Origin of the sequence: Tenacibaculum amylolyticum, assembly GCF_964511145.1 — a bacterium.
Classification (GTDB): domain Bacteria; phylum Bacteroidota; class Bacteroidia; order Flavobacteriales; family Flavobacteriaceae; genus Polaribacter; species Polaribacter amylolyticum.
Genome location: NZ_CAZEFZ010000008.1, coordinates 42,269 through 67,032, shown reverse-complemented (window position 1 = coordinate 67,032; position 24,764 = coordinate 42,269). Strand labels below are relative to the sequence as shown.

The window sequence follows — 24,764 nt, the reverse complement described above, 5'->3', positions numbered from 1 at the left end:
AAGTGGTATATTTGCCCCATGACATTTGACGAGATTATAGGTCAGGAACACATAAAAAAACACCTGTTAGCTTCTGCTGAAAATGGTAGAATTCCACATGCACAATTATTTATTGGAAAAGAAGGTTCTGGAACACTTCCTATGGCAATTGCTTACGCGCAATTTTTATTGTGCAATTTTTCTGATGATACAGAAGCATGTTCTATAAAATGTAACAAACTACAACATCCCGATTTACATTTTGCATTTCCTGTAACCACTAACGATTCCGTTAAAAAACACCCTGTAAGTAACTTGTTTTTAGACGAATGGCGCGATTTTATTTTTAAAACGCCTTATAGTGGTTTATACGACTGGCTAAAAAGTATTGGCGTAGAAAACAAACAAGGACAAATTGGTGTAGATGAAGCTGAAGATATTGTAAAAAAACTATCCTTAAAATCATACGAAGGTGGTTTTAAAGTAATGATTATATGGATGGCTGAAAAAATGAATATTGCAGCTTCTAATAAATTACTAAAGCTTATAGAAGAACCTCCTTCTAAAACAATCTTCTTGTTAGTTACTGAAGATGAAGGACAAATTATTAATACGATTAAATCTCGTTGTCAAGCATTGCATTTTCCTTCTTTAAGTGAAAATGACATTGCAAATACATTAGTAGAAAAAGAGCAAGTGTCTTCCAATGACGCTTTTCGTATTGCTCAACAATCTGAAGGAAATTATAATAAAGCATTACATTTATTACATAACGATTCTAATGATAGTATTTATGAAGAATGGTTTATTACTTGGATTCGTAGTGCATTTAAAGCCAAAGGGAACGCTGCTGTTATTCAAGATTTAATTCAATGGAGTGATGCTATTGCAAAATCGGGTAGAGAAACTCAGAAACAATTTATTCAATATTGTTTACAATTCTTCAGACAAGCTTTGTTACTAAATTATGGTACTCCAGACTTAGTCTACTTAATACCGCAAACAGCAAACTTTAAATTAGAAAAATTTGCTCCTTTTATTCACAGTGGAAATATTCTTACCATTGAAAAAGAATTGAATGATGCACAATATCATATTGAAAGAAATGGTAATGCAAAAATTATTTTATTAGATTTATCTATTAAACTTACTAGGTTACTACATACCAAAGAATAACTATAAAATATTTTAAAATGAACATTCGATTATTTTCAATATTAGTTTCGTTTGGACTAATTTTTGCTGCGTGTAAATCAGAAAAAAAGACTCAAAAAAAATCATTACAAGATTATATGGTTGGTTCGTGGGAAACCTCTTACATTAAAATTGACTATCCAACTTATAAAAAAGCTGATAGTGCTTTTGTTTTTGAAGACGATTTTAGTAGTCCAACGTCTGGTAGAGCACAATCTAAATACAATGCAGATGGTACCTTTTCTGCTTGGTTTAAACAACCTGATAGCTCTAAAGTTGGAGAAACAACAGGAAACTGGAAAACAAAAGGTGATAGTTTATACATAGATTATCCTTATTTAGGAAAACAAGTAGAAGCTTGGTATTTAATTAAACCTACTAAAGAAGGATTTGAAGGAACTGTAATTTATGATTGGGATGACGATGGTGAGTCTGATGACACGTTATTTATGAAATCTAAAAAACTACATTAAAATTGCTGAAACTAGACAATATTTCTTTACGTATACGGATATTTTTATCCATGATATTATTAGTATTAATGGCTTCAATACTAATTGTTACAGTTACCTATTATCAGTATGGTGAGCAAACTAAAGACTATAATATCTTACGATTTGGTAGAAAAGAAAACGCTACTCGATATAATATTGAAATCGAACTGAAGAAAAAAACTACCTATCCAGTATCTACGCAAAACCTCTCTAAAATATTTCAGGATCGTATTTACGAAATAGCTGCTGTGCATAAGCTTACTATTTCTATGTACGATATGAATGGTAACCTTTTAAAATCTTCCATTCCATATGATTTTGAAAAAGTAGAAGAAACTCCTTTATCACAAGAAATTGTAAATGAACTTGCCAATAATTCAAACCATAGAATTTTAAAAACTAGAGAAGAAAAAGGAATATCTTACCTTTCTTCTTATACTTATATTAACGACCCTCGTTTCAAAAGAATTGGAATTTTAGAATTAAAAATAGCTCAAGATAACGAAGAACAAAAAGAAGAACTACGAGAGTTTATGTCTCGACTAACAGTGGTATATATCCTTATGTTTATTGCTGCTATTGCCTTGGCATATTTCCTATCAAGTTATATTACTCGATCTATTCAAACTATTTCTGAAAAAATTAAAGAAACGCGATTAAATAAACGTAACGAAAAAATTACGCTTAGTGCCGCAAGTGCTGAAATCAACTCACTTGTAGAATCTTATAACAACATGATCGATCAGTTAGAAGATAGTGCTGTAAAACTAGCCCAAAGCGAACGTGAACAGGCTTGGCGAGAAATGGCAAAACAAGTTGCCCATGAAATTAAGAATCCGTTAACTCCAATGCGATTAACAGTGCAAAGTTTCCTTAGAAAGTTTGATCCTACAGACGTAAATATTAAAGGAAAAGTTGCTGAATATAGTGAAACACTCATACAGCAAATAGATGTTATGAGTTCTATTGCTTCTGCTTTTTCAGATTTTGCAAAAATGCCTACGCAACGTAAAGAGAATTTAGACGTAGTAGCAGTTGTAAAACACGCTTTAGATATTTTTAATGAAGATTACATTCATTATTTCCCTCAAGAAAAAGAACTGTATGCACATTTAGACAAAACACAACTTATTAGGATTATTACCAATCTAGTGAAGAATGCAAAACAAGCCATGAAAGAAGGGGAAGAAAACCCTAAAATAGAAGTAAAAGTTGCTACTGATGAAGTTAAAAATATTGTAATAACTGTTTCAGACAATGGAAAGGGAATTTCCGAAGAAAATAAACGATTAATTTTCGAACCTAAATTCACCACAAAAACAAGTGGAATGGGGCTGGGATTACCTATGATTAAAAATATTATAGAGGCCTATAATGGTACTATAACTTTTTCATCATCCTATGGAATTGGAACTGTTTTTACTGTAACTTTACCAAAAACTTAACTCATGAACTTTGAAAACATACTTGTTGAACAAAACAATAGTTTAGCAACGATTACTATTAATAGACCTAAAAAATTAAATGCTCTTAATAAAAATACGATTGCAGAGCTTCATGAAGCTTTTAAAGCTTTAGAAAGTGATGAGAATGTAAAAGTTATTTTATTAACTGGTAGCGGAGAAAAAGCATTTGTTGCAGGTGCAGATATTTCAGAATTTGCTCACTTTTCTGAAGAAGAAGGAGGACGTTTAGCTGCTAAAGGACAAGAATTGTTATTCGATTATGTAGAAAATTTATCAACTCCAGTAATAGCATTAGTAAATGGTTTTGCCTTAGGAGGAGGTTTAGAATTGGCAATGTCTTGTCATTTTAGAATTGCTTCAGATAATGCTAGAATGGGATTACCAGAAACATCTTTAGGAGTAATTCCTGGGTATGGTGGTACACAAAGATTACCATTACTTATAGGAAAAGGAAAAGCAATGGAACTTATTATGACTGCCGGAATGATTGGTGCAGAAGAAGCTAAAAGCTATGGTTTAGTAAACTATGTAGTTTCTCAAGAAGAATTACTTCCTTTAGGAGAAAAATTAGCTGGAAAAATCATGAAAAATTCTTCTGTAGCAATTAGCAAAGCTATTAAAGCTATCAATGCATGTTTTACAGATGGAGAAAACGGATATCAAACAGAAATTAATGCTTTTGGAGAATGCTTCGGAACCGAAGATTTTAAAGAAGGAACTACCGCTTTTTTAGAAAAACGAAAGCCTGATTTTCCAAATAAGTAAATGATAAAATTTATAAAGACTTACTAAAAATGTAAGTCTTTTTTTATACTTTAAATTAAATTAGCAACAATTTCCTGTTAATTCTTGATAAAAAGTATTAAAAAAACAAGAAAACTGTATGAATGGTCGTTTTTTTTGTATAAATTGCGACAAACACATATATCTTGTAATCTATGCTTAAGGCCATAATTGTTGACGACGAAGATAAAGCCATCAAAAGCTTGTCTTGGGAACTCTCTAATTTTAATGATGAAGTTGTAATTCTGGATACTTTTTCTAATCCAGAAAAAGCGCTTGACTTTATTAAGAACAACAAAATTGATTGTTTGTTCTTAGATATAGAAATGCCTACTATGGATGGTTTTCAATTTATTGAAAAACTATCTAGAAAAGATTTTGCAATTGTAATTACTACTGCTTATAACGAGTATGCAATAGAAGCACTTAAAAAAGAAGCTATAGATTATTTATTAAAACCTGTTGATACCGATGATTTAGAACAGTCTTTAAAAAAGATAACGAAGTTTACCAGAAGAATAGCTGATGTAGATACTGATGAAAAGTTTGAAAAAATTCTATTTAATTTTAATCAGCGTTTAGAAGAGAAAAAAATTATCATTAATGCAGATGGTAAATTAATTTTCTTAAAACCTCAAGAAATTGTTTGTGTAGAATCTGATGGTAATTATAGTTCTATACATACAAATGAAGGAAAAAAGATTGTAGTAACTAAAAAACTAAAAGAGGTAAACAGTCTACTTCCTGAAAGCCAATTCTTCAGAATTCACAATTCTTATATCATCAATTTAAACAAGGTAAAAGAATACTACAAAACAGATGGATATGTTGTGTTAGAATTGAACCATAAAGTACCTGTCTCTCGACAAAAAAAATCTGAATTTCTTGACAAGTTTTAATATGAACCCAAAAGTCCTCCTTTATTTTTTACTTTTTTCTTTTGTTGTTGCTTTCTCGCAGAATGGAAAAGTAAACGGGAACGACGTTCTTATTGAAAAAATAGTAAAAGAAAAAACAAGCAATTATTTTGAATTAGATTCTCTTTTTTACAATAATGGTAGAAATAACAAATCTCTTACAGAGCAAGACTATCAGAAGTTATACGATAAAAGCTTAAAAAACAAGTATACTATTGGTCAAATTTATGCAGCTAATAGTCTTGGTAGAATTTACAGAAGAAAATCTAACTATAAAAAAGCTACCGAGTATCACAAAGAGGCTTTAAAACTAGCCAAATCTATTGGCGATATAGATATTAGAATTATAACATTAAATCTCTTAGGAGTTTGCTATAGAAGACAAGATGATGTGAGAAACGCTTTAAACTACCATCAATCTGCATTATCCCTAGCTAACAAGATTAAAAACCCTACAATAGAGAACAAAAAAAGCATTAGTATTTCTGAAAACAGTATTGGTAATATTTACATGACATTACACCAATACGATTTAGCTCTTGAAAAATTCGAAAAAGCGATACAAATACAAAAGGAATTAAAGAACAAAAGAGGCCTTGCCATTAACTATCAAAATATAGGTTTTGCGCAAGAGAACTTATTGTTTTACGATGACGCTATAGAAAACTACAACAAATCACTTCAACTAAACAAAGAAATAAATTCTGAATTAGGAAAAATTATTTGCTATAACAGCTTAGGAAGCGTGTATACAAAAACACTTCAGCATCCTAAAGCATTGCAAATTATGGAAGAAATTTTTCCTATAGCATCTAAATTTGAGAACAAATACTATTATGCCAGAACATTAGCTAATTTGGGATTAGCTCAAATAAAAAACAAACAATTCAAAAAGGCTGAAACAACACTCAAAGAAGCTTTAGAAGTTTCTAAAAAATATGGTTTTAAAAAGAGTTTAATAAGTAGTTATTTCTATTTATCTGAACTTCATGAAGAACTTGGTGATCACACTAAAGCAATTGATTTTTACAAGAAAGCTGTCGCTTTAGAAAAAAATACTTTAGGACAACAAACCATAGCATACGTTAATAATTTAATTTCTAAACACGATTTACAATCAAAAATCAATGAAATAAATTACCTCGAAAGTCAATCGAAAATTGAAACATTAAAGTTTTTTAGAAATAGAAATATTCTAATCATTACATTAATTACTATCGCGTTATTGAGTATTGCTTTGTACTCTATTTATCGTCAACGACTTTTAAATAACGATCGTAAAATATTACTCTTAGAGCAACAAGCTTTACAAACACAAATGAATCCTCATTTCATTTTTAATGCTTTAAACTCTATTAAGTTATATATTATTAATAACGAACAAAGGCAAGCTGTTTACTACTTAAATAAATTCTCTAAGCTTATTCGTAACATCTTAGATGTTTCTAAAGTAAAAGAAGTGAGTTTAAAAGAGGAATTAGCGACTATGGATTTATACATGAGTATAGAAAATATCCGTTTTTCTAATGAGATAAATTATAAAGTAGAAATTAACCCTGATTTAAATTCAGACACCATTAAAGTACCCCCTTTAATTTTACAACCTTTCCTAGAAAATGCTATTTGGCATGGACTATCTTCTAAAGAAGGTGAAAAGCAAATTACATTAACCGCCAATAAAATTGAAGGTAATTTGGTAGAAGTAAATATTATTGATAATGGAATTGGTAGAGGCGCTGCTGGAGAAATAAAGAAACGAAAATCATTGAAAAGGAAGTCTATTGGTATCGATTTAACCAAGGAAAGATTAAAAACATTTTCTGAAGATTACGATAACGAATCTTCTTTAAAATATTACGATTTAAAAAATGAAGATGGAACATCAGCAGGAACAAAGGTTTCTATTATTTTCTCGCTGGTTTAAAAATCAAACTCTAACTGAATCCAAACAGGATCTTTTTTCTCAGTATTCAAATTACTTAAAGAAATCCCCAATAATCTTACAGAATTTTTCAAGGTGTCTTGTAATAACAATTCTTTTATAATTGGAAAAAACTCTTCTTTTCGCTGAACGTATTTATGAACTGTTTTACTACGAGTTTGCTGTGTAAAATCGCTATACTTTATTTTTAATGTCACCGTTTTGCCTTTAGCTTTCGAATGCTTCATCCTTTTCTCCAATTCTTCAGCAATATGTTCTAGCTTGTCTAACATATAAATTTCTGAAGATAAGTTTTCATTAAATGTACGCTCAGCAGCAATTGATTTTCTAACTCTGTCTGGCTTGACTTTACTATGATGAATTCCTCGTACTATATTGTAGTAGAAACCACCCGATTTTCCAAAAAGTCTAGTCAGTTCTTCTAATGTTTTTTGCTTTAAATCTAAACCTGTAAAAATACCTAGATTGTACATTTTAGCTGCAGTTACTTTTCCAACACCATAAAATTTACCTACAGATAATTCTTCTAGAAAAGGAACTACTTCTTCTGGGTGAATTGTTTTTTGTCCATTTGGTTTATTAATATCTGAAGCAACTTTTGCTAAAAACTTATTTATAGAAATACCAGCAGAAGCCCTTAGTCCTAACTCTTCCCAAATACGTTCTCGTATTTCTTGAGCAATTAAACTTGCCGATGGATTTCCTTTCTTATTCTCCGTAACATCTAAATATGCTTCATCTAAAGAAAGAGGCTCTACCAGGTCTGTATATTCATAAAAAATCTTTCGTATTTGTAATGAAATCTCTTTATAACGTGCAAATCTAGGTTTTACAAAGAGTAATGATGGACATTTTTTTCTGGCCAATACTCCACTCATTGCAGATCTAACTCCATATTTTCTTGCTTCATAACTAGCAGCAGAAACCACGCCTCGTACACTGCTTCCTCCTACAGCAACAGGCTTTCCTTTTAATTCAGGATTATCCAATTGCTCTACAGATGCATAAAAAGCATCCATATCTACATGGATAATTTTACGAAAAGGTGGTTCTAGCTCCTCCATTTTATAAAATTAAAAAAAGCTCTCGAAAGAGCCTCTTTTTAATTTATAAATCAAATCCTAAATTTAATTGAACCATTATTGGAAAAAAGTTATGATTCCCTTTGGTATCGAAATAATAAATTGGACCTACATCAAACAATAAATGGAAGTTTTTACCGTATTTCCTTTGTATTCCCCATGTTGGACCTACTGCAAAATCAAAATTGCTTGTACGATTAAAATTACTGGTTATTGTATTTCCTCTCGTAAACAATCTAGCAGAAATAAAGTTTCCAGAATTATTATCTGTTGCTCGTTTTTTCTCTTTTCGTTTTTCAAAATTGTAAAACCATTTGTGTTGCACATCTAAAAAAGGATTGATTGAATATAAAAAACCAGATCCTCCAGAACTTGTTTTTGGATAACTTCCTCCATAACCAACTCCTAAACCAACTGAAAATGTTGAGTAATTACTTGTAGGAACTTCTAGCTCTACTCCTGGATTTAAAAAATTCACTCTCCATACTTTTTCTGTAAATTTAATTTGTTGACTAAAAGACATAAGTCCTACAAAAAGTAATAGTAATGTAATTTTGTTTTTCATATAATAGTAGTTTTTAGTTTTCCTGCTACTACTAACAACAAACATTCCTAAAAAGAAAAAAGCTCTCAATAATGAGAACTTTTTAAAAACTTTAACAGAGCTATCTTTAGCTCTTATATTTTAATTTTTCAGATCTACCTTTCTTAAAAATCTTATTACTTGCGTGTTTTCCTTTTCGTAATTCTTTTTGTTCTTCATACGATAAGTGAATGATTTCTTGACATTCTTTAGAACATGTATTTTCCATTTGCTCTGCACATTCATCACACTGAATAAATAATAAATGACAACCTTCATTTGCACAATTCGTATGCGTATCACAAGGTTTTCCACATTGGTGGCAATTAGAAATTACATCATCAGAAATACGCTCTGCTCTTCTATGATCGAATACAAAGTTTTTCCCTAAGAATTTATTCTCAATTCCCTCTGCTTTTACTTGCCTAGTATACTCTATAATCCCACCTTCTAATTGGAATACATTTTTAAATCCTTTATGCTTATAATAAGCTGAAGCCTTCTCGCATCGAATTCCTCCTGTACAATACATTAAAAGGTTCTTATCCTCTTTATGCTCTTTTAAATCTTCCTCTATAATATCCAAAGAGTCTCTAAAAGTATCTACATCTGGAGTAACTGCTCCTTCAAAATGCCCAATCTCACTTTCGTAATGATTACGCATATCTACACATACTGTATTAGGATCTTCTAACATTTTGTTAAACTCTACAGCAGATAAATGAACTCCTTTGTTCGTTACATCAAAAGTATCATCATTTAAACCGTCGGCAACAATCTTATTTCTTACCTTAATTTTTAGTTTTAAAAACGATTTATTGTCTTGCTCTACAGCAACATTTAAACGAATCCCGTTTAAAAAAGAAATGCTATCTAACTGCTCTTTTAATTCATTAAAATTCTCAGCAGGAACAGATATTTGTGCATTTATTCCTTCATAGGAAACATAAGTTCTTCCTAATACATCGAGCTTATTCCACTCAATAAATAATTTATCTCTAAAAAGTTGTGGGTTCTCTATCTTATAGTATTGATAGAAAGAAATTGTGATACGGTCTTTTCCCGCTTCGTCTATTAATGCAGCGCGTTCTTCGGCGCTTAACTTGTTGTACAGTTGCATGCTATACCTTTTTAAGTTAAACAATATGATATTTTGTTACGATTTTCTTTAAAAATCGCTGCAAATGTACATAATTTTTAGATTTAGTGTTTAAAATACTACTTTTTGTGTCAAATTGATAGGAATTAAACTTTTACATAAAATTTTAGATAAAAAGAGATACAACTAGTCTTATTTTTTTAAACCTTTGTATCAGCAATATAAATAAGTTAAAAAGAAATTAAAAATGAGAGTAGCAGTTGTAGGTGCTACCGGTATGGTAGGTAACGTAATGTTACAAGTATTAGCAGAACGTAATTTTCCCGTAACAGAATTAATTCCTGTAGCATCAGAACGTTCTGTAGGAAATCAATTAGAATTTAAAGGAACAACTTATACTGTAGTTGGTTTAGAAACTGCAGTTTCTATGAAACCAGACGTAGCTTTATTTTCAGCAGGTGGTAGCACTTCGTTAGAATGGGCCCCTAAGTTTGCTGAAGTAGGAACTACAGTAATTGATAATTCTTCTGCTTGGAGAATGGATCAAACAAAAAAGTTAATTGTTCCAGAAATTAATGCTCAAGAACTAACCGAAAACGATAAAATTATTGCTAACCCAAATTGCTCTACCATTCAAATGGTAATGGCTTTGGCTCCGCTTCATAAAAAATACACCATGAAACGTTTGGTAATTTCAACTTATCAATCTATTACAGGAACAGGTGTAAAAGCAGTAAAGCAATTAGAAAATGAATTTAATGGTGCTGAAGGAGAAATGGCATATCCATACCAAATTCATAAAAACGCTTTACCACATTGTGATGTTTTTGAAGAAGCTGGTTATACCAAAGAAGAATTAAAGCTAGTAAGAGAAACGCATAAAATTTTAAACGACCCAAGTATTGGAATTACTGCTACAGCAGTAAGAATTCCTGTTGTTGGTGGGCACTCTGAAGCTGTAAATATTGAATTTGAAAATCATTTTGAAGTAGAAGATATTAGAAAAATACTTTCTGAAACACCAGGAGTAATTGTTCAGGATGATATTGAAAACAATCAATATCCAATGCCTTTCTTCGCTGAAGGTAAAGACGAAGTTTTTGTAGGTAGAATTCGTAGAGATTTATCGCAACCTAATTCTTTGAACTTATGGATTGTTTCTGACAACCTAAGAAAAGGAGCAGCTACAAACACTATTCAAATCGCTGAGTATTTAGCTTCAAAAAATTTACTTAAAAATACAGTAGCTACCGTTTAATAGTAGCACACTTATATACATTAAAATCCTGCTTACATAGCAGGATTTTTTATTTTTGACACATGGACACAACACTTATTATAGATAACACTATTGTCTTTGTAAAAAAGACTCTAGAAGGCGCAGAAGGAGGACACGATTATTTCCATATAGAACGCGTATATAAAAATGCTTTACAAATTGGAAAACAAGAAAAACAGGCTGATTTATTTATTGTTGCACTTGGCGCTTTACTCCACGATATAGCTGATAGTAAATTTCATAATGGAGACGAAACTATAGGGCCTACAAAAGCAAGACAATTTTTAGAGGCTGAAGGAGTAAATGAAGAAGTCATTCAACATGTGCAACACATTATTGAAAACATTTCTTTTAAAGGTGGAAACTTCAATCAAAAATTTAAATCTCTAGAACTAGATATTATTCAAGATGCAGACAGATTAGATGCTATTGGCGCTATTGGTATTGCACGCTGCTTTAATTATGGAGGTTTTAAAAATAGAGTTTTATACGATCCTGAAATTGCTCCACAACTAAATATGACCAAAGAAGAATATAAAAGTTCCAAAGCACCTACTATTAACCATTTTTATGAAAAGCTTTTATTACTTAAAGACCGTATGAATACTCAAACAGGTAAAGAGCTTGCTACAAAGAGACATGAGTTTATGGAGCAGTTTTTAACGCAGTTTTACAATGAATGGAATGCTACAATTTAACCTAAGTAAATTACTTACATTCGTAAATAATTAATCTATGTTAATAAATGGTTTCTATAACGTAATTTTTTTGCAAATATTCTAAAAATAATATATGTTTACAAAGTAGTTTTAAACTACATCCCTTATTTGTAATAATCCCCAAAATAAAAACGCTCAATTTAACAATTGAGCGTTTCTTCTTTTAAAGAATATAATCTTTATATCAGCTGTTTCTTAAGCTTCAAATGGAACTATAGAAACATATGATCTGTTGTCTCTTTTCTTTTGGAATTGAACAACTCCGTCTACTTTAGCATGTAAAGTATGGTCCTTACCCATGTAAACATTTTCACCTGGATAATGTTGTGTTCCTCTTTGACGAACGATAATGTTACCTGCAATTGCAGCCTGTCCTCCAAAAATTTTCACTCCTAAACGTTTCGATTCCGATTCACGACCGTTTTTCGAACTACCGACACCTTTCTTATGAGCCATGTTTGTAAGTTTTTAAGGTTAATTATTTACTTAATGCTTCAATTAATTCTGCTTTCTTTAAAGAAGTGTATCCTGTAATACCTTTTTCTTTAGCTAAAGCTTTTAACTCAGCAACTGTCATAGAAGATAAATCTTTAGTTTCCTCAGATTTTGCTTCTGCTTTAGGAGCTTCAGTTTTCTTAGCAGCTGCCTTTTTAGTTCCAGATGCTGCGATACCTTCGATTTGAATCTCAGTTAAGTACTGACGGTGACCATTTTTCTTTTTGTAACCTTTTCTTCTTTTCTTCTTGAAAACGATTACTTTTTCACCTTTTAAGTGTCCTAAAATCTTGGCAGTTACTCCTGCACCTTCTATAGCTGGGGCGCCAATAGTTACGTTACCTTTATCTTCGATTAACATTACCTTGTCAAAAGTTACTTGAGAACCTTCAGCTTCTGGTAAACGATGAACGTAAACTTTTTGGTCTTTTGCTACTTTAAATTGCTGCCCTGCTATCTCTACGATTGCGTACATACTCTTTGTTTTGCGTTTATACTTAATTAATTATGCATTTTTAAATTAAAATGCGGGTGCAAATATACGCTTTTTTTACTGTAAAACAACCTGTTAATCATAATTTTACTCCTTTTGCTTTATAAATAACATTTGAGCGTTTTTTTATGTTTATTTTTGATATAGTTTTTATTTATCTGCAATATTTTTATTGCAAACGTAACAAATTGGTTAATCTCACGTCAAACAATTTAAATTATTCAAAAACACAAATCTAAAATAATGAAAAAAACCATTTTAACTCTTGCTGCTGCTGCTTTTGCTTTTACTGCAACTGCACAACAAGTAGAATTTGAAGAGTACGATTTAAGTAATGGAATGCATGTTATTTTGCATAAAGATAATTCTGCTCCTGTAGTTGTTACATCAGTAATGTATCATGTTGGTGCAAAAGATGAGCAACCAGACAGAACAGGAATGGCGCACTTTTTCGAACACTTATTATTTGAAGGAACTAAAAATATTAAGAAGGGAGATTGGTTTAAGATTGTATCATCTAATGGAGGTAGAAATAACGCTAACACTACAGATGATAGAACATATTATTATGAAATTTTCCCATCGAATAATCTTGAATTAGGATTATGGATGGAGTCTGAACGTTTATTACACCCAATTATTAAGCAAGGTGGTGTAGATACACAAAATGAGGTTGTAAAAGAAGAAAAAAGATTACGTGTAGACAATCAACCTTACTCTCGTTTTTTAGAAAATGTTAAAAAGAACATGTTTAAAAAACACCCATACAAAGGAACTACTATTGGTAAAATGGAGCACTTAGATGCTGCTACTTTAGATGAATTCTTAGCTTTTAACAAGAAGTTTTATACTCCAAACAATGCTACTTTAGTTGTGGCTGGTGATCTTAATGTTAAGCAAGCGAAAGAGTGGATTAAAGAATATTTTGGAAGAATTCCAAGAGGCGAAGATGTTGTAAGAAACTTCCCTAAAGAAGATCCTATTACAAAACAAATTGAAGCGAAAGCATACGATCCAAATATTCAGATTCCTGCAATTATGGAAGCGTATAGAACACCTTCTATGAAAACAAAGGATTCTAGGGTGTTAGACATGATTTCTTCATATTTGAGCAGTGGAAAAAGTTCTGTTTTATACAAGAAACTTGTTGACGATAAAAAAATGGCATTACAAGCTGGTGCAATTAATTTAAGTCAAGAGGACTATGGAACTTACATTATTTATGCATTACCATTAGGTAAAACTCCTTTACAAACTCTTGTAAAAGAAATTGATGCTGAAATCGTAAAACTTCAAACAGATTTAATTTCTGAAAAAGACTACCAAAAATTACAGAATAAGTTTGAAAACAATTACGTTAACTCAAACTCTAGTGTAGAAGGGATTGCAAATTCTTTAGCTCGTTACAATGTATTATATGGTGATACTAACTTAATAAATACTGAAATTGATATATACAGATCTATTACGAGAGAAGATATTAGAGAAGTTGCTAAAAAATATCTAAATCCTAACCAAAGGTTAATTTTAGAATATTTACCAGAGAAGAAGAAATAAAGTTAACATCAAACGACAAGAAAGAATCATGAAAACAAAAATAGTATCGTTTATAGCAATTTTAGCAATGTCTTTTGCTGTAACTGCTCAAAGAGATTTAAATAAGCAACCAAAACCTGGTCCTGCTCCAAAAATAAAATTAGGAAAACCAGAAAAGTTTAAATTATCTAATGGCTTACAAGTAATTATGGTAGAAAACCACAAATTACCAAGAGCTGCTGCTACTTTAAGCATAGATAACAAACCTGTATTTGAAGGAGACAAGGCTGGTTTATCTAGTGTTATGGGAGGTTTATTAGGAAATGGAACTTCTAATATTTCAAAAGATGCTTTTAATGAGCAAGTAGATTATTTAGGAGCTAATGTTAGTTTTTTCAGTTCAGGAGCTTTTGCTTCTTCTTTAAAAAGATATTTCCCAGAAGTATTAGGATTAATGGCAGATGGAGTTAAAAACGCTGTTTTTACAAAGGAAGAGTTTGACAAAGAAATTGAAAGAACTTTAGAAAGCTTAAAAAACAACGAAAAAAATGTAAAAGCAATTGCTGGCAGAGTTGAAGACAACTTAACGTACGGTAAAAAACACCCATTTGGTGAATTTACTACACCAGAATCTATCAAGAATATTTCATTAGTAGATGTGCAAAACAATTATGCTACTTACTACAGACCTAATAATGCTTATTTAGTAATTGTTGGAGATATTAATCCAAAAGAAACTAAAAAATTAGTAAAGAAGTTATTTGGTGATTGGAAAAAAGGAACAATTCCTAGTTATACAATGCCAAAGCCAGAAAATCCTACAACTACAGAAATCAACTTTATCGACATGCCAAATGCTGTTCAATCGGAAGTTGCTGTTGTAAATAATATTGACTTGACTTTAGGTGATAAAGATTATTATGCTGCCTTATTAGCTAACAACATTTTAGGTGGTGGTGGAACTGCTCGTTTATTCATGAACTTACGTGAAGATAAAGGGTATACTTATGGTTCTTACTCTAGAGTTAACCAAAGCAGACATGCTGGTAAATTTAAAGCTAGCGCTAGTGTTCGTAATGCAGTTACAGATAGTTCTATGGTAGAAATCTTAAAAGAGATTAATAAGATTCGTTACCAAAAAGTTTCTGAGGAAGAATTAAAGAACTCGAAAGCTGAATACGTAGGTAACTTTGTAATGGACGTTCAAAAACCTAGAACTGTAGCAAACTTTGCTTTAAATATTGCTCGTTACAATTTACCTGATGATTTCTATGAAAAGTATTTAGAGAATATTAATGCAGTTACTTTAGATGATGTTCAAAATGCAGCAATTAAATACTTTAAAGGAGATAAAGCGAGAGTTTTTATTACTGGTAAAGGAATTGATGTATTAAAAAACCTTGAAAAAACATCTGATTACAAGATTAAGTATTTCGATAAAAACGGGAACCCAACTACGAAGCCAAAAATGAGCTTACCAATTCCAGCAGGAGTTACAGCTGCAACTGTGGTAGATGGTTATTTTAAAGCTATTGGTGGGAAAGATAAAGTAGACGCAGTAAAAACTGTAATGATTACTTCTGAAGCAAAAATACCTGGCGCTCCAGCTCCTATTAGTATTACAACTAAATTGGCATCTCCTAACAAGAGTTCTTTTGTTGTTTCTATGATGGGTAACACTTTACAAAAATCTGTTTTCGACGGTACTAAAGGATACGAAGAAGCTCAAGGACAGAAAAAAGAAACAGCTGGAAAGGACTTAGAAGAAGCAAAAAACAAAACAGCTCCTTTTGCTGATACAGCTTACAAAAAAGGGAAATTAGACAGAATTGAGCCAATAGATGGTAAAAACGCATACGTTATTAAGTACAACAATACAGAGATTTTCTATGACGTAGATTCAGGTTTAAAAGTAAAAACAGTAGAAACTGTTAAAGGTCCTCAAGGAGAAGTAAAACAACCAACTTCTTTCTCAGATTATAAAGAAGTGAATGGAATTAAGTTCCCACATAAAACTATCAGAAAAGCAGGTCCTGGAAATATAACTTTAAATGTAAAAGAAATCAAAATTAACGAAGGAGTTTCTGACGCTGATTTTCAATAAAAAAACAAATTCAAAAGGTCTTTCGCTGAAAGACCTTTTGAATTTATTAAAACTTTTCCATAGACCAAGGTGCTCTTCCAGCACATCTATTTGCTTCTTCAAGGACATCTTCTTTAGGACAACCTCCTAAGCATCTATAAAAACCACTATCTATTATTTCGTTAGCAACGGCCATAATAGCTAAACATGTTCCTTTATGCCAATCAACACCTCCGATAATAGATTCAGATTTCTCTCTAGAAATTTCAAATTGTTTTAATTTTTCTATACTTTTCATATCTTATTTAATTAAATTAATTTGCAATTATAACATTTTTTATTTCTTCCTATTTACCAAATACACTCCGAATAAAATAATAACCCCGGCAACTAATTGTATAAAGCTTAATTTCTCTCCATCTACAATTCCCCAAATTACAGCAACTATAGGAATTAAATACGTTACCGAAGTTGAGAAAACAGGTGAAGAAATCTGAATTAATTTATTAAACATAATTTTAGCAATACCTGTACCAATTACAGCTAAAATTACCATGTATAACAATGCATTACTTACTTCTGGTTTACTATAATCTACCGTTGTAAAAAAACCTGTTATACTTAAAATAATAAGCGCTGGAATTACAATTAAAACAAAACCACCTGTTGTAATTGCAATCGCTTCTAAATCTTGCAAGTATTTCTTAATAATATTTACATTAAATGCATATCCAATAGAAGAAACAATTGGTAATAAAGCAAACCAATAATTTTGATCTGGATTTAAATCTGCTCCTTTAAGAATTAAAATTACGGTTCCAACTAACCCTACTAAGATTCCTATTAATTGTTCTTTTTTGAATAAAAAACCAAACACAAACATACCAACCAACAACGTATTAAAAGGTGTTAGTGAGTTTAAAATAGAAGCAATTGAACTATCAATTCCTGTGATAGCATACGCGTAGAAAAAAGAAGGAAAAAGCGTTCCCAATAAAGCGCTTAAAAATACATATTTCCATTGTGTACTTTTTATTTTTCGTAAGCTTTTATACCCTATTAACAGTAAAAAGATAGTTGTAATAATAATACGAAGTGCTCCAACTTGAATAGGCGTAAGTCCTACCAACGCTTTCTTCATTAAAATAAAAGAGCTTCCCCATATTAAGGAAAGCAACAATAAATACACCCACTTCTGGTATTTTTTTAGCATCTGAAATTCTTTAAGACACAAAAATCGTTCATTTTAAGGACATAAAAATCTTTTTTGATAAATTTGTACAATAATCCAATAGATGTTAAAAATGAACATACAGAAAATATTTTTTGCATTCATCATAGCAACACTTACACTTTCTAGCTGTAAATCAGAAGCAAAGAAAGAAACTCCAAAAGAAACAGTAATAGCAAAAGCAGAGCTTGTTTCTTTAAACTTATCTGGAATGACTTGCGAAATGGGATGTGCAAAAACAATAGAATCTAAATTAGCAAAAAAAGAAGGAGTGTTAGATGCGAAAGTAATTTTTACAGATAGCTTAGCAACCATAAAATACGATGCAAACAAAGTTAAAAAAGCAGATTTAATTGCTTTTGTTGAAGGAATTGGCGATGGTCAAACCTACAAGGCAACTGAATCTGACAATTAATATTGTATTGCAGATTGCAAAAAAGAATGCTGTGCTAACAAGGAAGCTCTAAGCTGTGCAGAAGATTTCTAAAAAGAATGCTGTGCGATAAAGCTGATCAAAAGGCATGTGCGGAAGATTGCAAAAAGAAATGTTACACTAAAAATGGTGTAATTTAAATTCATTTTAAAGAAAAGTGCTCTCGTTTGTAGAGCGCTTTTTTTGTGCTTTTACTGTATCTTTGCAAAAACTTTTTTTTGATGAAAAAACATTTTCCTCGAGTTGTAAAAATCACACTAATTTCTGTTTATTTAATTTTTTTAGCTGGAGCAATTGTTAGAATGACAGGTTCTGGAATGGGATGTCCAGACTGGCCAAAATGCTTTGGGTATTTAATTCCTCCAACTTCTGAAGAACAGATTACTTGGCAACCTAATAAAGAGTTTAAAAAAGGAATGATAATCGTAAAAGATGAAGCTTTATTTGTAGCCGAAAACGACCTTACTACTGCTGCTGATTTTGATATAAATAATTGGAAAAAGTACACAAAACACAACTACGCAAAGTTTAACAAATATCATACATGGACGGAATATATAAATCGTTTAGCTTCGGTTATTTCTGGATTTGTTTTTCTATTGCTTCTCTATAGCGCTTTTAAGTTTAGGAAAGAAAACAAAAAAATACCACTTATATCTTTTGCTGCTTTTTTCCTCATGATGGTAGAGGCTTGGTTAGGAAAAACTGTTGTCGATACTAATTTAAAGCCTACCATTATAACCATTCATATGGTATTAGGTTTAGTTATTATTGCTTTATTATTATATCTATTATTCATTATTTCTGACAATAAAAAAACCTTTAAATATCACGCTTTATTCAACAAACTTTTAATAGTATCTGTTGTATTCTCATTAATTCAAATCGCAATGGGAACTCAAGTGCGACAGTTTATAGATGAGCAAGTAAAGTTATTCGGTTTTGAAAACAAACAGTATAGCTTAATGAATCCTAGTTTTAAGTTTTATTTCCACAGGTCCTTTACAATTGCTATTGTATTGGTAAACTTTGGAATGTTATATTTAAATGAAATAAAAAAGCTTGGTTATAAACTTGTAAACTGGATTGTTTTCTTAATTATTTTAGAGACTATTACAGGTATTTTAATGTATTATGCAGATTTTCCTGTAGGAACTCAGGCAATACATTTATTAGCTGGTGCTGTTTTATTTGGATTACAGTTTTACTTATGGATGCAAAGTAGAAATTCTAAAATAACATAAACGCTATTATTTTTATTCTTTCCACTCTAATGTTTCCATCATACGGATCATATCTTTTTTGATATAATCTACCGCAGGAAGAATACTATCGTAATTAGGCTTTGTATAAAAGAATAGCGATGCTTTTAAAAAGTGCTTTGTGCTATCTGTAACATGAAATTGTACCTGAGAAGCAGCATTTCCTAAAATTTCACATAATTTACCATAAGCCTTTTTCTCTTCATTCGAATAATCAAGACAAACAATATTGTCTGCTTTAATCGTATGTTCAAAAACCAGCTTATCTGCCTCTAATAATAATTCCTTTAAATTATTCTGAACAGGTCTATAAGTAATATCTACAGATGCTTTTAACAATGGGTATTTAATTTTTAACCAGTTTTTAGGTTGCTCCTGAACTTTTACTGTTGTTGGCACTTCAAAAGAATACGGTCTATCTACTGTAATTTCTTTATATTCTTTAGTAGGATACTGTAAACTTAAATATGCTTTTGGCTTTGGAATTACATCTCCTCCACATCCTACTATACTTAGTACTATTACAATTAAAAAAAATCTACGCATTCCTAGTCACCTTTATTTGTTTTATTCTCTTTCTATCTAACGCTTCTATAGTAAACGTATACATTTTAAAGTTTATTTTTTCTCCTCTTCTAGGAAATTTACCAGACACTTCTAAAATGAATCCTGCAAGTGTTTCACTCTCTCCTTTGTCATCTTCAAAAACTGCTTCATTTTCATCTAATACTTTACATAAGTCTCTTATAGAAACCTTTCCTTCAAAAACAAAATTATATTCATCTATCTTGGAATATGATAAATCATCATCATCAAATTCATCGTTAATATCTCCTACAATTTCTTCTATTACATCTTCTAACGTAACAATCCCGCTAGTTCCTCCATATTCATCTACTACAATTGCTAAATGGTTTTTCTTCTCCTGAAACTCTTTCAGTAAATCATCTAACTTCTTATTCTCAGGCACAAAAAACGGCTTTCTCAATAAGCTTTGCCAATTAAAGTCCTTCTTATTTAAATGCGTTAGTAAATCCTTTGCATATAAAACACCAACAATATTGTCTATATTTTCATGATATACTGGATTTCTAGAATACCCGTTCTCTAGAATTGTATCTAGTACTTCTTTGTACGAATTTGCATCAGAAATAGCACAAACATCTGTTCTTGGCTTCATTATCTGTACTGTTTCCGTATTTCCAAAAGTTACAATTCCTTCTAAAATTTTCTGCTCTTCTTTTGTTGTTGCATTTTCTGAAGTAAGCTCTAATGCTTGCGATAGTTTTTCTACAGAAAAGTTATTGTTTTTATTTCCTAGTTTTCGTTCTATACTATTTGTAATTCCAATAAGAGGTGAACTTAAAGGAGTTAATATTGTATTTAAAACATAGACAGGTTTCGACATAAAATTTGCAAATTCCAATGCTTTCCTATTTGCATATACCTTTGGCAGCACTTCCCCAAATAGTAAAATAAGAAAGGTTACCAAACCTACCTGTATAATTACTTTTACAACAGACGCTGGAATTTTAATGAATCCCCATTCAATAGAAAAATTCATTCCTCCGAACATAAATTCTTCTAATGATGCAAAAATTAACACCACAAGAATATTAATAAAGTTGTTAGTAATCAGAATAGTTCCAAGTAGTTTTTTTGGTTTTTCTAGCAATTTAACTACAGTACTTTTTCCTTTTGTTTTTTCAGATAAATCGTCGAGTTCTGTTTGTGTAAGTGAGAAGAATGCTACTTCTGTTCCAGAAATTAAAGCAGAACAAATAAGTAAAATTAGTAATGCTATTAAACTAATTGTAGTTACAAAAGTAATGCTTGCTATTAATAATAAATGGGGTTCTGGATCCAACTTTTAAATTTTAATTAAACTAGAATGGCAAATCGTCCTTCTCGTCTGAGACAGGAGTGTTAGAACCTTGCGTTTGTTGATTCATTCCTCCAGGGGGATTTAACTCTTTTTTTGTAGATAAGAACGTCATATCTTGTACGTGAATTTCAGTAGTATAACGTTTTTGCCCATCTACTTCATACTGACGATTCTTTATACGCCCTTCCAAATAAACTTTATCTCCTTTTGCTAGATATTTCTCGCAAATTTCTGCTAATTTATTTCGAACAACAATATTGTGCCAATCTGTATTAGAAATTCGCTCACCGGTTTGTCGGTTTGTATATGTTTCATTTGTAGCTAAAGGAAAACGGCCTATACAACTTTTATCATCAAAATAATGCATTTTAATCTCATCTCCTAAATGACCAACTAAAATAACTTTATTTACTGTTCCAGACATAGCTTAATAATATTGTGTAATTTCAAATATACAAATTTTGTTATTTCGCTTTTGAATAATCCTTTAAAAAATTACTAATTAATACTGACGTGGGATACTCTTCAATTGATGTCCAAGGCATTGATGCTTCTGCTATACCTGTAGTTGTTACAATCCAAAATTTAGTAATGAGATGTTGATGCGATAGTTTGTGTACTATTTCTCCTTTATTAAATAAAGTGATAGTCGTTTTCTCAGGAAAAAGCATTTGAACCTCTTCTCTATCCATCAACTCTTCTGCTGTAATACTTTTTGTGGTTTCTATTAAAGGGAACTCATACAAGCCTTGCCATATTCCTTTTCCTGTTCGCTCTTTAAATATTGTTTTTTCACCTTCTGTGATTATAACTAAATAATTAAAATAGCGTTTTTTAATTTTTATCTTTTTAATTTTTACAGGAAGTTCACTCACTTTATTTGTTGCTAGAGCTACACAATTAACAGCTAAATCACACTCAGTACATAACGGGTTCTGTGGTTTGCAATGTAGTGCTCCAAAATCCATAATCGCCTGATTATAAACACCAGGTTGATCTTTTTGTATAATAGATTGTGCTAAGTTTTTAAACTCTTTGATCCCTTCTGTACTATTAATAGGTGTAGTTATTCCAAAAAATCTAGAAAGTACACGATATACATTTCCGTCTACTACCGCTGCATCTTCATTAAAACAAATTGAAGCAATTGCAGATGCTGTATAATCACCAACCCCTTTTAATTTTAGTAATTCTTTATATGAGTTTGGAAATTCTCCATTTAAATCATTTGCTATATGCTTAGCTGTAAAATGTAAGTTTCTAGCTCTTGAATAATATCCTAAACCTTGCCATAATTTTAACACATAACTTTCTTCTGCTTTTGCCAAATCAAAAACGGTAGGAAACGCTTCTGTAAACTTCAAAAAATAAGGTAATCCTTGTGCTACTCGCGTTTGTTGAAGCATAATTTCACTCAACCAAACCTTGTACGGATTCTTTGTTTTTCTCCAAGGAAGATCTCTGTTATTTTTTAAATACCAGTTTATCAGATTATTATAAAAAAACATTTTGTAAATTTAATTCAGCGAAATTACGCTAATTAATTTATAGTTTTTTTAAGAACAATTATTTCAGGAATTGATTAATTATCATATATTTGCACGCTCGTAAAAACAAAAATAATACATAAAATATATATATAATGACAAAAGCAGATATCGTATCGAAAATTTCAGATAAAACGGGAATAGAAAAAGCAGATGTTTTAGCAACTGTAGAAGCATTCATGTCTGAGGTTAAAGATTCTTTGGAGAGTGGTGATAATGTATATTTAAGAGGTTTTGGAAGCTTCATCATTAAAACGAGAGCTGAAAAAACTGGTAGAAACATCTCTAAAAATACTACTATCAAAATCCCTGCCCACAACATTCCAGCTTTTAAACCAGCTAAAACTTTTACTGAAGGAGTAAAAGCTAAAGTTGCTGTTAAATAAAAAAATATTAATCTACTCTATTTAATAGAGACTATAAAACATTTTAACTATGCCAAGTGGTAAAAAAAGAAAGAGAGCTAAGATCTCTACACACAAAAGAAAGAAAAGAGCACGAGCAAATCGTCACAAGAAAAAGTAAGTAGCAATACTTACTTTTTCGCTTTGCTTAAAAGCACTAAGTTCTTTGAAATTGAGATGATTATTCATCTCATTGGGTATGTAAATACCTGCTTACAAAATCTTAATCAGTTATCGCGTTTTGCGTTAACACAAAATTTATTCAGATGAAAACAGAATTAATTATTCGGTCTAATTCTTCTGATATTGATTTTGCCTTATTAAGAGATGGTAGACTTGTTGAATTAAACAAAGAAACAAGCGACAATAAATTTTCAGTTGGAGATATTTTTCTTGCAAAAATAGGAAAGGTAATGACTGGTTTAAATGCCGCTTTTGTAAATGTTGGTTATCCTAAAGATGGATTTCTACATTATCATGATTTAGGTCCACAAGTACTGTCTTTAAGTAAATTTATTAAAAAAGTAAGCACAGGTAAATTTAAAGAGTTCACTTTAAAAAACTTTCGTTTTGAAGATGATATCGACAAAAACGGAGGTATTAACGACGTACTAAAATCAGGTCAAAATTTATTAGTTCAAATCGTAAAAGAACCAATTTCTACCAAAGGGCCCAGAATTAGCTCTGAGCTTTCTATAGCTGGTAGATTTTTAGTTTTAGTTCCTTTTTCAAACAGAGTATCGGTTTCACAAAAGATTAGCGATAATAAAGAAAAAGAACGTTTAAAGAAATTAGCAAAAAGCATTAAACCTAAAGGTTTTGGACTTATCTTACGTACTGTTGCAGAGGGGAAGAAAGTAGCAGAGTTAGATAAGGATTTACAAAACTCATTAGACCGTTGGAAGTCTTTGTGCAAACGAATTGCCAATTCAAATACTCCAACAAAAGTGTTAAGTGAGTTAGATAGAGCATCTTCTATTTTAAGAGATGTTATGAACGATTCTTTTACAAGTATTGTAACTAATGATGAGAGTTTAAAAATAGAAATAAAGGAATATTTACAAAAAATATATCCTGAGAAAGAAAACATAGTTAAACTCCATAGATCTAGCATTCCAATCTTTGAAAAATACGGTATCGAAAGACAAATTAAAACTTCATTTGGTAGAACCGTATCTATGAGCAAAGGTGCTTATTTAGTTATTGAACACACAGAAGCTTTACATGTTATAGATGTAAACAGTGGAAATCGTTCTAACAAAGCTAAAAATCAAGAAGAAACAGCATTAGAAGTTAATTTAATTGCTGCTACTGAAATTGCTCGCCAGTTACAATTAAGAGATATGGGTGGAATTATTGTTGTTGATTTTATTGATATGAAGTCTGCAGAGAACAGACAAAAATTATTTCAACACCTTAAAGAAGTCATGTCCTTAGATAGAACTAAGCACAAAATATTACCTCCAAGTAAATTTGGATTGGTACAAATTACACGACAAAGAGTTAGACCTGAACTCGAAATAAAAACACGTGAACCAAATCCTAATAAGAATGGTGAAGTAGAAGCTCCAATTGTTTTAATAGATAAAATTGAAGCTGAATTAGATAGAATTATAAATAGTGATATTAGCTACAAAGACATTGTTTTAAATGTACATCCTTTTATAGCTGCTTACCTTACTAAAAACATTAATTCTATACGTTTTAATTGGTTACTTCGTCATAAAAAATGGATAAAAATTATACCTAGAGATGCTTACCAATATTTACAGTATCATTTTTCATATAGAAAAAGTAAATAAATAAGGCAATCTTCTTATTAAGAAATTAAATCCTGCTTGTATTCAAGCGGGATTTT

At 30.8% G+C, this 24,764-nt stretch carries 25 protein-coding genes; 14 read left to right on the top strand and 11 right to left on the bottom strand.

Features of this window, described 5'->3' with window-relative positions:
* The first annotated feature begins 18 nt into the window (after window positions 1–18).
* The 6 genes from ACKTTC_RS04205 (at window position 19) to ACKTTC_RS04180 (ending at window position 6,757) form a co-directional block, all read left to right on the top strand.
* Window positions 19–1,155: a DNA polymerase III subunit gene (locus ACKTTC_RS04205; RefSeq protein WP_408038550.1), complete on the top strand. Its 1,137-nt coding sequence runs from the start codon at window positions 19–21 to the stop codon at window positions 1,153–1,155.
* Between the two features lie 17 nt (window positions 1,156–1,172).
* A complete protein-coding gene (locus tag ACKTTC_RS04200; RefSeq protein ID WP_408038549.1) occupies window positions 1,173–1,646 on the top strand; it encodes a hypothetical protein in 474 nt (157 codons plus the stop codon).
* A gap of 50 nt (window positions 1,647–1,696) precedes the next feature.
* The gene (locus ACKTTC_RS04195; protein ID WP_408038548.1) at window positions 1,697–3,112 is read left to right on the top strand and encodes a sensor histidine kinase; all 1,416 of its coding nucleotides are present in this window, start codon (window positions 1,697–1,699) and stop codon (window positions 3,110–3,112) included.
* 3 nt (window positions 3,113–3,115) lie between these two features.
* Complete coding sequence (locus ACKTTC_RS04190; RefSeq protein WP_408038547.1) at window positions 3,116–3,898, top strand: enoyl-CoA hydratase/isomerase family protein; 783 nt, start codon at window positions 3,116–3,118, stop codon at window positions 3,896–3,898.
* Window positions 3,899–4,071: 173 nt separating this feature from the next.
* On the top strand, window positions 4,072–4,815 hold the full coding sequence (locus ACKTTC_RS04185) for a LytR/AlgR family response regulator transcription factor (RefSeq protein ID WP_408038546.1): 744 nt from the start codon (window positions 4,072–4,074) through the stop codon (window positions 4,813–4,815).
* Window position 4,816: 1 nt separating this feature from the next.
* Window positions 4,817–6,757 carry a tetratricopeptide repeat protein gene (locus ACKTTC_RS04180; RefSeq protein WP_408038545.1) on the top strand — a complete coding sequence of 647 codons (1,941 nt, stop codon included), beginning with the start codon at window positions 4,817–4,819 and terminating at the stop codon, window positions 6,755–6,757.
* On the opposite strand, the gene dinB is transcribed toward ACKTTC_RS04180, so the two are convergent.
* From dinB to trhO, 3 genes are all read right to left on the bottom strand, one after another.
* Window positions 6,754–7,839 carry a DNA polymerase IV gene (gene dinB, locus ACKTTC_RS04175; protein WP_408038544.1) on the bottom strand — a complete coding sequence of 362 codons (1,086 nt, stop codon included), beginning with the start codon at window positions 7,837–7,839 and terminating at the stop codon, window positions 6,754–6,756. The genes ACKTTC_RS04180 and dinB overlap by 4 nt on opposite strands.
* A 43-nt stretch (window positions 7,840–7,882) precedes the next feature.
* Complete coding sequence (locus ACKTTC_RS04170; RefSeq protein WP_408038543.1) at window positions 7,883–8,422, bottom strand: hypothetical protein; 540 nt, start codon at window positions 8,420–8,422, stop codon at window positions 7,883–7,885.
* Window positions 8,423–8,528: 106 nt separating this feature from the next.
* Entirely contained in the window at window positions 8,529–9,560 is a 1,032-nt protein-coding gene (gene trhO / locus ACKTTC_RS04165) for an oxygen-dependent tRNA uridine(34) hydroxylase TrhO (protein WP_408038542.1), read from the bottom strand.
* Between the two features lie 226 nt (window positions 9,561–9,786).
* Here trhO and ACKTTC_RS04160 point away from each other — a divergent pair, with 226 nt between their 5' ends.
* Together ACKTTC_RS04160 and ACKTTC_RS04155 are read left to right on the top strand one after the other, a co-directional pair.
* Complete coding sequence (locus tag ACKTTC_RS04160) at window positions 9,787–10,797, top strand: aspartate-semialdehyde dehydrogenase (protein ID WP_408038541.1); 1,011 nt, start codon at window positions 9,787–9,789, stop codon at window positions 10,795–10,797.
* A 62-nt stretch (window positions 10,798–10,859) separates the two neighbouring features.
* Entirely contained in the window at window positions 10,860–11,516 is a 657-nt protein-coding gene (locus ACKTTC_RS04155; RefSeq protein ID WP_408038540.1) for an HD domain-containing protein, read from the top strand.
* Between the two features lie 216 nt (window positions 11,517–11,732).
* Here ACKTTC_RS04155 and rpmA read toward each other — a convergent pair whose 3' ends face one another.
* Entirely contained in the window at window positions 11,733–11,993 is a 261-nt protein-coding gene (rpmA, locus tag ACKTTC_RS04150) for a 50S ribosomal protein L27 (RefSeq protein ID WP_348710623.1), read from the bottom strand.
* Between the two features lie 22 nt (window positions 11,994–12,015).
* Window positions 12,016–12,507 (bottom strand): 50S ribosomal protein L21, encoded by a 492-nt coding sequence (gene rplU / locus ACKTTC_RS04145; protein WP_408038539.1) that lies wholly within the window; start codon window positions 12,505–12,507, stop codon window positions 12,016–12,018.
* A 261-nt stretch (window positions 12,508–12,768) separates the two neighbouring features.
* Between rplU and ACKTTC_RS04140 the strand changes: the two genes are divergently transcribed.
* Window positions 12,769–14,082 (top strand): M16 family metallopeptidase, encoded by a 1,314-nt coding sequence (locus ACKTTC_RS04140; RefSeq protein WP_408038538.1) that lies wholly within the window; start codon window positions 12,769–12,771, stop codon window positions 14,080–14,082.
* 28 nt (window positions 14,083–14,110) lie between these two features.
* The gene (locus ACKTTC_RS04135) at window positions 14,111–16,165 is read left to right on the top strand and encodes an insulinase family protein (RefSeq protein WP_408038537.1); all 2,055 of its coding nucleotides are present in this window, start codon (window positions 14,111–14,113) and stop codon (window positions 16,163–16,165) included.
* Between the two features lie 46 nt (window positions 16,166–16,211).
* On the opposite strand, the gene ACKTTC_RS04130 is transcribed toward ACKTTC_RS04135, so the two are convergent.
* Window positions 16,212–16,442 (bottom strand): hypothetical protein, encoded by a 231-nt coding sequence (locus tag ACKTTC_RS04130; RefSeq protein WP_408038536.1) that lies wholly within the window; start codon window positions 16,440–16,442, stop codon window positions 16,212–16,214.
* Between the two features lie 39 nt (window positions 16,443–16,481).
* Window positions 16,482–17,357: a DMT family transporter gene (locus ACKTTC_RS04125; protein ID WP_408038535.1), complete on the bottom strand. Its 876-nt coding sequence runs from the start codon at window positions 17,355–17,357 to the stop codon at window positions 16,482–16,484.
* Window positions 17,358–17,448: 91 nt separating this feature from the next.
* Here ACKTTC_RS04125 and ACKTTC_RS04120 point away from each other — a divergent pair, with 91 nt between their 5' ends.
* The gene (locus ACKTTC_RS04120) at window positions 17,449–17,790 is read left to right on the top strand and encodes a cation transporter (protein ID WP_408038534.1); all 342 of its coding nucleotides are present in this window, start codon (window positions 17,449–17,451) and stop codon (window positions 17,788–17,790) included.
* Between the two features lie 239 nt (window positions 17,791–18,029).
* Entirely contained in the window at window positions 18,030–19,052 is a 1,023-nt protein-coding gene (locus tag ACKTTC_RS04115) for a COX15/CtaA family protein (RefSeq protein ID WP_408038533.1), read from the top strand.
* 12 nt (window positions 19,053–19,064) lie between these two features.
* Here the strand turns inward: ACKTTC_RS04115 and gldD are convergent, their stop codons facing one another.
* From gldD to mutY, 4 genes are read right to left on the bottom strand one after another with little or no spacing between them, the layout of a single operon-like run.
* Window positions 19,065–19,616 carry a gliding motility lipoprotein GldD gene (gene gldD / locus ACKTTC_RS04110; protein ID WP_408038532.1) on the bottom strand — a complete coding sequence of 184 codons (552 nt, stop codon included), beginning with the start codon at window positions 19,614–19,616 and terminating at the stop codon, window positions 19,065–19,067.
* A complete protein-coding gene (gldE, locus tag ACKTTC_RS04105) occupies window positions 19,609–20,937 on the bottom strand; it encodes a gliding motility-associated protein GldE (RefSeq protein WP_408038531.1) in 1,329 nt (442 codons plus the stop codon). Before gldE ends, gldD begins: the two co-directional genes overlap by 8 nt.
* Window positions 20,938–20,956: 19 nt before the next feature.
* Window positions 20,957–21,379: a single-stranded DNA-binding protein gene (locus ACKTTC_RS04100; RefSeq protein WP_408038530.1), complete on the bottom strand. Its 423-nt coding sequence runs from the start codon at window positions 21,377–21,379 to the stop codon at window positions 20,957–20,959.
* Window positions 21,380–21,419: 40 nt separating this feature from the next.
* Window positions 21,420–22,463, bottom strand: a complete 1,044-nt coding sequence (mutY, locus tag ACKTTC_RS04095; protein ID WP_408038529.1) for an A/G-specific adenine glycosylase — start codon at window positions 22,461–22,463, stop codon at window positions 21,420–21,422.
* A gap of 134 nt (window positions 22,464–22,597) precedes the next feature.
* Here mutY and ACKTTC_RS04090 point away from each other — a divergent pair, with 134 nt between their 5' ends.
* The gene (locus ACKTTC_RS04090; protein WP_075340504.1) at window positions 22,598–22,888 is read left to right on the top strand and encodes an HU family DNA-binding protein; all 291 of its coding nucleotides are present in this window, start codon (window positions 22,598–22,600) and stop codon (window positions 22,886–22,888) included.
* A 284-nt stretch (window positions 22,889–23,172) separates the two neighbouring features.
* On the top strand, window positions 23,173–24,708 hold the full coding sequence (locus tag ACKTTC_RS04085; protein ID WP_408038528.1) for an Rne/Rng family ribonuclease: 1,536 nt from the start codon (window positions 23,173–23,175) through the stop codon (window positions 24,706–24,708).
* Window positions 24,709–24,764 lie beyond the last annotated feature (56 nt).

Coding starts and splice junctions, on each gene's coding strand:
- gldD (WP_408038532.1), bottom strand. CDS start 19,616: ATGCGTAGATTTTTTTTAATTGTAATAGTACTAAGTATAGTAGGATGT.
- ACKTTC_RS04200 (WP_408038549.1), top strand. CDS start 1,173: ATGAACATTCGATTATTTTCAATATTAGTTTCGTTTGGACTAATTTTT.
- ACKTTC_RS04190 (WP_408038547.1), top strand. CDS start 3,116: ATGAACTTTGAAAACATACTTGTTGAACAAAACAATAGTTTAGCAACG.
- ACKTTC_RS04100 (WP_408038530.1), bottom strand. CDS start 21,379: ATGTCTGGAACAGTAAATAAAGTTATTTTAGTTGGTCATTTAGGAGAT.
- rpmA (WP_348710623.1), bottom strand. CDS start 11,993: ATGGCTCATAAGAAAGGTGTCGGTAGTTCGAAAAACGGTCGTGAATCG.
- ACKTTC_RS04120 (WP_408038534.1), top strand. CDS start 17,449: ATGAACATACAGAAAATATTTTTTGCATTCATCATAGCAACACTTACA.
- trhO (WP_408038542.1), bottom strand. CDS start 9,560: ATGCAACTGTACAACAAGTTAAGCGCCGAAGAACGCGCTGCATTAATA.
- ACKTTC_RS04140 (WP_408038538.1), top strand. CDS start 12,769: ATGAAAAAAACCATTTTAACTCTTGCTGCTGCTGCTTTTGCTTTTACT.
- ACKTTC_RS04085 (WP_408038528.1), top strand. CDS start 23,173: ATGAAAACAGAATTAATTATTCGGTCTAATTCTTCTGATATTGATTTT.
- ACKTTC_RS04135 (WP_408038537.1), top strand. CDS start 14,111: ATGAAAACAAAAATAGTATCGTTTATAGCAATTTTAGCAATGTCTTTT.
- ACKTTC_RS04195 (WP_408038548.1), top strand. CDS start 1,697: ATGATATTATTAGTATTAATGGCTTCAATACTAATTGTTACAGTTACC.
- ACKTTC_RS04160 (WP_408038541.1), top strand. CDS start 9,787: ATGAGAGTAGCAGTTGTAGGTGCTACCGGTATGGTAGGTAACGTAATG.
- mutY (WP_408038529.1), bottom strand. CDS start 22,463: ATGTTTTTTTATAATAATCTGATAAACTGGTATTTAAAAAATAACAGA.
- ACKTTC_RS04155 (WP_408038540.1), top strand. CDS start 10,860: ATGGACACAACACTTATTATAGATAACACTATTGTCTTTGTAAAAAAG.
- rplU (WP_408038539.1), bottom strand. CDS start 12,507: ATGTACGCAATCGTAGAGATAGCAGGGCAGCAATTTAAAGTAGCAAAA.
- ACKTTC_RS04180 (WP_408038545.1), top strand. CDS start 4,817: ATGAACCCAAAAGTCCTCCTTTATTTTTTACTTTTTTCTTTTGTTGTT.
- dinB (WP_408038544.1), bottom strand. CDS start 7,839: ATGGAGGAGCTAGAACCACCTTTTCGTAAAATTATCCATGTAGATATG.
- ACKTTC_RS04115 (WP_408038533.1), top strand. CDS start 18,030: ATGAAAAAACATTTTCCTCGAGTTGTAAAAATCACACTAATTTCTGTT.
- ACKTTC_RS04185 (WP_408038546.1), top strand. CDS start 4,072: ATGCTTAAGGCCATAATTGTTGACGACGAAGATAAAGCCATCAAAAGC.
- ACKTTC_RS04130 (WP_408038536.1), bottom strand. CDS start 16,442: ATGAAAAGTATAGAAAAATTAAAACAATTTGAAATTTCTAGAGAGAAA.
- ACKTTC_RS04125 (WP_408038535.1), bottom strand. CDS start 17,357: ATGCTAAAAAAATACCAGAAGTGGGTGTATTTATTGTTGCTTTCCTTA.
- ACKTTC_RS04090 (WP_075340504.1), top strand. CDS start 22,598: ATGACAAAAGCAGATATCGTATCGAAAATTTCAGATAAAACGGGAATA.
- ACKTTC_RS04205 (WP_408038550.1), top strand. CDS start 19: ATGACATTTGACGAGATTATAGGTCAGGAACACATAAAAAAACACCTG.
- ACKTTC_RS04170 (WP_408038543.1), bottom strand. CDS start 8,422: ATGAAAAACAAAATTACATTACTATTACTTTTTGTAGGACTTATGTCT.